The organism is Parapedomonas caeni, from assembly GCF_041060555.1.
In the GTDB taxonomy this organism is placed as follows: Bacteria; Pseudomonadota; Alphaproteobacteria; order Sphingomonadales; family Sphingomonadaceae; genus CAUJIW01.
This window is the reverse complement of record NZ_JBEUDS010000052.1, coordinates 1-4,224: the sequence shown is the minus strand read 5'-3', so window position 1 is coordinate 4,224 and position 4,224 is coordinate 1. Positions and strand designations below refer to the sequence as shown.

Annotated in this window: 6 protein-coding genes; all 6 read left to right on the top strand. The window is 60.2% G+C overall.

Features of this window, described 5'->3' with window-relative positions; all coding sequences use genetic code 11:
* Positions 1 to 156 precede the first annotated feature (156 nt).
* The 6 genes from ABU113_RS16985 to ABU113_RS16960 all read left to right on the top strand — a co-directional run bounded on the left by ABU113_RS16985 (position 157) and on the right by ABU113_RS16960 (position 4,174).
* On the top strand, positions 157 to 669 hold the full coding sequence (locus ABU113_RS16985) for a hypothetical protein (protein ID WP_454560637.1): 513 nt from the start codon (positions 157 to 159) through the stop codon (positions 667 to 669).
* Positions 670 to 1,022: 353 nt separating this feature from the next.
* Complete coding sequence (locus ABU113_RS16980; RefSeq protein ID WP_454560636.1) at positions 1,023 to 1,730, top strand: hypothetical protein; 708 nt, start codon at positions 1,023 to 1,025, stop codon at positions 1,728 to 1,730.
* A gap of 21 nt (positions 1,731 to 1,751) precedes the next feature.
* On the top strand, positions 1,752 to 2,255 hold the full coding sequence (locus ABU113_RS16975) for a DUF5681 domain-containing protein (RefSeq protein WP_454560635.1): 504 nt from the start codon (positions 1,752 to 1,754) through the stop codon (positions 2,253 to 2,255).
* A 93-nt stretch (positions 2,256 to 2,348) separates the two neighbouring features.
* Positions 2,349 to 2,732, top strand: coding sequence for a hypothetical protein (locus ABU113_RS16970; protein ID WP_454560634.1), 384 nt, complete (start codon positions 2,349 to 2,351; stop codon positions 2,730 to 2,732).
* Between the two features lie 206 nt (positions 2,733 to 2,938).
* A complete protein-coding gene (locus ABU113_RS16965) occupies positions 2,939 to 3,268 on the top strand; it encodes a hypothetical protein (RefSeq protein ID WP_454560633.1) in 330 nt (109 codons plus the stop codon).
* 315 nt (positions 3,269 to 3,583) lie between these two features.
* Positions 3,584 to 4,174, top strand: coding sequence for a hypothetical protein (locus tag ABU113_RS16960; protein ID WP_454560632.1), 591 nt, complete (start codon positions 3,584 to 3,586; stop codon positions 4,172 to 4,174).
* The last annotated feature ends 50 nt before the right edge of the window (positions 4,175 to 4,224 follow it).

Genomic DNA, 4,224 nt, shown 5'->3' with positions numbered 1-4,224 from the left:
TGCAAACTCCACCATAACGATGAACCCGGTGGCCACCAGCGACGCCGCATTCCGGGGTGGGGCATGCCCCACCCCGGAATACACCATCGCCTACACCGGAAATTACACCACGAGCGCGGACGCTAACCGCACTTCGCCAAGGACACGAGCAGAAACATGCTGCACCGCGTCCTTGGTTCAGCGGCATTCGCGCAGACCTGCCGCAGCCTGTGCGCCGTCATGGACCGCCCTGCGACCGAGGATTACGAACCAGACCCGCATGAAAAGCTGTTCATGCAGGTGAAGGTGAACCTGCCGGAACACCCTGGCGGGGCATGGCGGTTCTTCACCGAGCGGGTGACTGTCGGCAATGATCACAGGAACGGCAAGCCTGTGCTCGCCACGCGCCCTAACTGGGACGAATTGGACAGCGCCCTGAAACCGACCACAGTGGTTGGCAGATCACGCGGACCCAAGAGCCAGCAGGAACCGCAATTCGCCATGTGGCTCAAGGCGCTGTTCGTGACTTACCCTGACCACGAATGGGTGCCTATTGCGAATGTGCGTGCCGCTGCATTGAGCCAGAACGTCGTTTCGGAAAGCTGGTGGAACAAGCACAGTGGTGACCACATGGAGAAGAAGAACGAGGGTGGGACTTGGCTGTGCAAGCCCAAGGGTAGCGCCACTTAGTGTGGTTAGGTGGGTGAAGTGGGGGCAGTGCTTGCAAGGTGGGGAAACTGGGTGAAGTGCTAGCAAGTCCTTGCGTTGCACCACCTTCCCCACCTCACCCACTTCACCCAGTTTACCGGGTTCGCCCACCTTGCTGCGTGGTGCTGCGCTTGTGCCGGGAGGGCTGATAACGTGTGGTCATAAAGGGCAAGTTCAAGCGAAAGACTGTCGGCGCTCAAAGGGGGTATTTGCGGGTCCTAAGTTGCCGAACTGACCTAAGTAATTGAAATAACAAAATAAAGCTAGCGGACCTACAGCATGATCCGGTAAATTGTAAGGGCAGTGTAAACCTTATCCGAGAAAGTAGGTCCGCAATGTCCGATAATATCGACACCCGCATTACTCCGTCACTGCACCCGATCAATGTCCGAGAACTTGACGGTTACGACGACGAGACTGCCGGTATTCTCTCCATGACCGAAGGTGCCTTTGCCAATGCCTACGAGCAGCTTGGCAAAGTGTTCGACGCCAGCGAAGCAGCAAGGTCCGATCCGACCCTCACGGAAGCCGCTGCCGTGGTCAAAGCTGCTGATTATGCCGACCGGGTGCTGACCGGGATCGCGCAGCGCTTCGACGGTGCCGCTGCCAATCTCAAGACCATCATTGACGGCATCGAACGCGAGTTGTCCGCGCCGGTCGAGAGCAGGGCATCAAACAGCCTGTCGGCTGAAATTCGCGCCTATTGCAAGTCGCTGCCCGAGGGTGAACGTATGTCGTTCGTGCGCAAGGCTATCACCGACAACGACGCTCGAACTGCAACGGCGATCCTTGGCGCTCCCGCATTCCTGTCTGGCATCGACGCGGGGATGCAGAGCATCCTGACACGCATGTTCCACGAGCATCACGAACCGCTCAAGGCGAAGCGGCTCAAGGCGGCGAAGGCTGGCCTCGATCTGATCGGGGAGCGCAGTGGGCTTGTTTTCAGCGTTCTCAGCAAAGCGATCGGCAGCGACCACCAGAAGGTGGCTCGGTTTCGTGCCGCCGCAGCCAAGACCGCCAAGGCGTTCGCGCCCGAAACCTGATCTAATCAATCGAGACAGTTCATGAGCGAACAGCAGAAAGCACCGTGGGAAACGGGTTGGCAGCCCGCGCCGCCTCCACCGCCCAAACCTGAACCCGCGCCACCGCGCCCGGTCGGCAACCCGGATTGGGTCAAGAACGGTCCCAGCCCAAATCCCGCCGGTCGCCCGCGTGGCATCCCCGACCGGCGATTGCTCGCCACCGAGCAAATGCTGACCGAAATGCGGGCGATTGTGTCGGTTCTGGTCGGGAAGGCGCTGGAAGGGGACACCGGCGCAATTTCGGTTGTGTTGTCGAAAGTCATGCCCTCGCTCAAGGCGCAGGCGGAGAAGGTCAATTTCGACCTGAACACCGATGCCCCTGCCAGCGAGCAGGTCAGTCAGGTGCTCGATGGCATAGCTTCTGGGAAAATCGCGCCAGATGTGGGTCGGTTGATCATCGACAGCATAAAGGCACTGGCTGAATGCAAAGCAGTTGAGACCCTTGAGGCGAGGATCGTCGCTCTTGAGGAGGCGAGGGGTGCATGACGCATATCCGGCAAAAACGCGCGTCGGTTCAAAATCGGCCGAACGCGACCCCATTCACCCAAATCCCCGCCATAGGGGCAGGAGGCTTCAACCATGAATAACTACACATCGTGGCGCAACGTGAACCGTGCCATCTGCCCGGAACCGGGGCCGCGCCATACCTTCGTTGTCCTGCTCATCAACGGCAAGCGGGTCAGCTTCAAGTCGGTCGATGAATACGAGAAGCAGCGCGCGGCAGCGGAGCAGTTGGCGCACGAACACCCTTGGCAGGTGAAGCTGCTCCCCATGACGGGCCGGGAGCTGCTGGGCTTCTACGGCATCGAACCCGACGAGCCGAAAAGCATGGCGGACCTTGACCCGGAGTTTCGCGCTCAGGCGGTGAAGAACTTCATGGACGTGCTGCGCACCAGCATTGAGGAAAGCGAGCGGGAGGAAGCGCTGGACCTGTTGCAGAAGCTGGGGGCGCTCCATGTCTGACGGACCCCGCGCAGCCAAGTATGGGTTGCCCGCCAGCGAGAGTCAGCGCGTCGTGGACAATCATTTCGTGGTCACCCAAGAACGGGCGCTGCTTCACCAACGGCATTTCGAGCACGCCTTGCGCGTCGGCCCCGGTCTGCGCGCCGCGCTGGACGCGCTGGCTGGGGACGGCGTTGCGCCCGCGCCGGTGACGCAGGAGGTGCCCGTTGCACCCGCGCCCGTCGCGCCGCCTGCACCGCTGCAAAGGGTTGCTCCCCGTGCTGCGCCCGATGGTCTGCGCGAACGGCTGGGGCTGCGATAACCACATGCGGGCGGTTCGGGCATTGCAGAAGCGGGTGGCGCGCATCGAGCGGGCTGCAATGCCGAAGCCGTCCCCGTTTGAACTGCTCTACGGTTCGTTCGACCAGTTCGTTGAACAGCAAATCCTTCCCGGCATCGCGGCGGGTGCGCTGGACCCCGACGACATGGTTGATGTTGTCGCCGCGCTGCGAAGCTGGGAGCAGGACGGAACGTGGGCGCGGGCAGTTGAGAATTAAGTTTGCGCGGGGCCATTCGGACCATCACCCGCGCCGAGGCATAGCGGTGCGTCCCTCGTAAATCCAACGACCGCAGCAGCGGGGTCGATTCTCCCGTGCCTGACGCTGCCAGCGCCCCGCACCTATGGTTGCGGGGCGTTGCCATGACGGTCGAACCTCTTACGCCTCAATTGAGGTTCCAAGGAGGCAAACGATTCTATTGTTTCGGTATTCTGCTGTCGTCCAAAGGGCAAATAAGTGCGGTGTAAGTTCTTGGATGACTTTCTTACTCCTTAGCCATGATCTATCGATAGCCTCCAAACAGGAGGCATCAAGTTGGCATCGGACGCGATCAGGACCAAAGCTGAAGAATTCATCGCTCGGAATCCGGGCGCTCGCGCCACGAAGGTTCTAAAGGCGATGCTCGAACGGGGTAGCATCACGACCGAAGAACTTTTGGATCTCGGCTACAAGCACGCGCCTCGTGCCCGCATGGATGTGGTGGACAATGGGTTCCCCGTGAAGACTACCATGGTCAAGGGGTCAGATGGTCGGAGGATGGCAAGCTACAGCCTGCTCTCCGACGCTGAAATGCGCGAAGCCCAGCAGGGGCGTTCAATCATCCCGAAAGTGTTCAAGGCTAAGCTCGTTGCCCATTACGGCGAGGTCGATGGCATCACTGGCTGGCAGGTGACAGCTCGTGCCCTACAGGTGGATCATCGCATTCCATACCAAGTCGGCGGCGATGCAGGTTTGGAAAATGAGGACGTTAGCGCGTTCATGTTGCTCACTGGCAGTTCGCAGCGCGCTAAGTCGTTTTCATGTGAGCGGTGCCAGAACTTCCTTGAACGGTCGCGTCCGTCAAGGTGGTGTAATTTCGGCTGTGGCCGTGGGCCATCGTCAGGCGGCTTTGGCGGTGATGTGTAGGGGCTGATTTTCCTCCTCGATCATGGGTTGGTTGAGTTCGGCCATGCCTT

What these genes read in the sequence shown, in the direction of transcription:
- ABU113_RS16985 (WP_454560637.1), top strand. Translation starts at nt 157, where the DNA reads ATGCTGCACCGCGTCCTTGGTTCAGCGGCATTCGCGCAGACCTGCCGC.
- ABU113_RS16975 (WP_454560635.1), top strand. Translation starts at nt 1,752, where the DNA reads ATGAGCGAACAGCAGAAAGCACCGTGGGAAACGGGTTGGCAGCCCGCG.
- ABU113_RS16970 (WP_454560634.1), top strand. Translation starts at nt 2,349, where the DNA reads ATGAATAACTACACATCGTGGCGCAACGTGAACCGTGCCATCTGCCCG.
- ABU113_RS16980 (WP_454560636.1), top strand. Translation starts at nt 1,023, where the DNA reads ATGTCCGATAATATCGACACCCGCATTACTCCGTCACTGCACCCGATC.